Below are 2,981 nucleotides of genomic sequence, written 5' to 3' on the forward strand. Positions count from 1 at the left end.
GTTTGATATGGATAGAATATATAGGCTTTCAAATGAAATCTCAAGATCAATATCTGCAGAGAATCCATCAGGAGAGCCAAACAAAGGGGCTCTGGGAGTTCCTTCTGAAAATAACCCTGCAAAGTATCTTGGAAAAGGCTGGAAAGTCCGGCCGTGTATAACTCTAAAAGCAAAAGAGATTACTGAATTGGCAAACATAGAGGGCCCAGGAGTAATAAGACATATCTGGCTCACAGTAGATCCCAAAGCATACAGGGCAACGATATTGAGATTTTATTGGGATAATGAAAAATCTCCTTCCATTGAAGTACCGCTTGGAGATTTCTTCGCAAATGTTCATGGCTTGCGCTTTAACGTAAATTCCATGATCGTTTCGGTTAACCCTTCTGGAGGCTTCAACTGTTACTGGCCTATGCCTTTTCAAAAAAGGGCACGGATTACAATCGAAAACCTGCTGGAAGAAGATATAAAAGGATTCTTTTATCAGATTAATTACGGGCTCATTGAAATCGAAGAGAACGCAGCTTATTTGCATGCAAAGTGGAACCGTTCAGTTACAACCAGAGAGTATCCCGAACACGTAATACTGGATCATGTTTCCGGTGAAGGTCATTATGTGGGTACGGTTGTCGGCTGGACTCAAATGTCAAATGGATGGTGGGGAGAAGGAGAAGTGAAATTCTTTATAGATGGGGAGGAAAACCCGTCGATATCGGGGGAGCCTGGTGTTTTGGAGAAACTTTTTCAGCACCGTTTTGCGGTTATCCGCTCTGGCAGAAAAAAGAGGGGGAAGTTCCCCGACATGGGCTTTACAGATGGCATATCCCAGATCCAATAAGGTTTAAAAAGAGCATAAGAGTCACACTTCAAGCTTTGGGATGGTGGCCTAATGGTACTTACCAACCTCTCACTGACGATATCTCTTCTGTGGCATTCTGGTATCAAAAAGAACCCCATATAGATTTCGCTCAATCCTTTAAGCTTGAAAAACTCTGGTCGAGATAACGGCCCTTAAAAGGGGGATACGATGGAAATCATATGCAAGGATAATGAAGTAGTTTTCGAAACCATCCTTAAAGGTATCAGGCGAAAAAATCCAAAATCTGCTGATGCTTTTAAGGAATTTGCCTGGATTCACAACACAGACATGATTTCAACGGAGAAGTTCGAAGAACTTTCCCGCTGCACACAGATTGTGCTAAGCGGGCAAGCTGTAAAACTCATTGAGAAACTTGGTTTGGATTCGCTCTCCAGTTTGGTTAATGAAAAAATCGTGAAAAGAGAAGACCCCTGGGATAAGAGGGGATTTCAAAGTTACAAAGGTCATCCTTTGTTTAACGAGCTTCATGGTGGTTTCTATTCAATCTTAATAGACCTGCCTACCTCAAACCTCTCTGAAATATATCTCTACAAAGGTAAAAAGGCCAAAATAGTTGCCGTAGAAAAGGGCTACATTTCTGTGTTTAGAGATAAGCCAATAATCTGGGAATACGTTCATGGTGACAGGAAGATTCTATGCATTGGCGGCTATCTTGAGTTTGTAAATCATGAAAAAAACCCCTACCGAGCAGAAGTGGAAAAATTCATCGAGAATATATGCAAATATCTAATTTTTGATCAGAGAGATAATGCTTCGTATTGGCCGGCAATTTCAAAGGGAGTAGAGTTTTTTGAGAATCTAAAATTGGATCCCATAAGCCTTGAGCCCTTAGCGCAGCCCAAGCATTCATTAAAGCTCATTAACACTGGAAGTAAATATGTGAACACTTCAGGGAGAAGGATATTGGTAAACGCTTTGTGCAATGGAAAAATAAACGAGGTTTGGCTACATCCGTTTAGATTGCTAAAAGAAATGGAATTTGAAATTGATGGTGTTAAATTAACAGAAAAAAATGTTATTACAACAGTCTCTCCAGAAGGAATAAGCTTTGAATCTGATTTCGGTTCTCTCCAAATTTTCGCAAGTTTAAACAATCCATGGATGCTTGGTCAACTTAACTTTTTAGATGATACCGTTCACGAGATCATGGTATCATTCTCAACTGACCTTCGCATTATGTGGCCATTGGATAAGAGCTTCAATGGCAAACGATATTTCAATTACGATTCAAAAAGCAAGGCAGTTGTTTTTTCGACAGAAGATGAGATGCTAAAAGGATATATAACTTTTGACAAGCTTTCACAAATTTCTCTGCGTAAAAGCCAATCTCTCATTTATGGAACAGTTACGACAAAAGCTGCCAGACTCTTGAATTTTGTTGTCGGAGGTAGCGTAAATGGGGAAGAACTACCAGAGAAGATATCGCTTCAAAACGAAAATGAGTTTGCAAATGCTTTCTATATAAACTATCTCGCATCTACTTCGAAAGTCACAACGGATATTCCGGTTCTTGATGAGAGTGTAAAATGGGCAAAAGTCCAAACAATAAAATTCTTGTCTAAAACCCCGGGTATTGGAACCGGATTGATGGCGGGCTATGCAAATAGTCTACCCGGTTGGTTCGAAGCAAGACCCGGCTATGCCTGGTATTTTGGACGCGATAGCGAATGGGTTTCCTTTGCACTATTGGATTATGGAGATTTTGATACCGTCAAGGAAAACTTGAAACTCCTGTTAAAATTCCAGCGAATCGACGGGAAAATCTTCCACGAACTCACAACAAGCGGCATGGTTCACTACGACGCAGCGGATGCAACGCCTCTATTCTTATTGCTTATACACAGATATGTCTCCCATAGCGGGGATTTCGATTTCCTTAAAGAGAACTGGATAAAGATAAAGAGAGCTTATGAATATTGCCTTTCAACCGATTCAGATGAGGATGGTCTTATCGAGAATGCCGTTGCAGGGCATGGATGGGTTGAAGGTGGAAAGCTTTACGGGGCTCACGCTTCCTTTTATCTAAATGTCATATGGCATTCTGCTTTGGAAGGAATGGTTAAACTATCTGGAAAAATGGAAGACAAAGAAACGGCAGAAA

The 2,981-nt window shown here is 40.7% G+C and carries 1 protein-coding gene and 1 pseudogene; both read left to right on the plus strand.

Features of this window, described 5'->3' with window-relative positions; translation table 11 throughout:
• Window positions 1-7: 7 nt before the first annotated feature.
• Window positions 8-1,005: pseudogene (locus tag AC3LHT_RS10075) on the plus strand (glycoside hydrolase family 172 protein).
• A gap of 22 nt (window positions 1,006-1,027) precedes the next feature.
• On the plus strand, window positions 1,028-2,981 hold a 1,954-nt coding region (locus AC3LHT_RS10080; RefSeq protein WP_488662799.1), incomplete at its 3' end, for an amylo-alpha-1,6-glucosidase.

This window comes from Kosmotoga sp. (assembly GCF_982836095.1).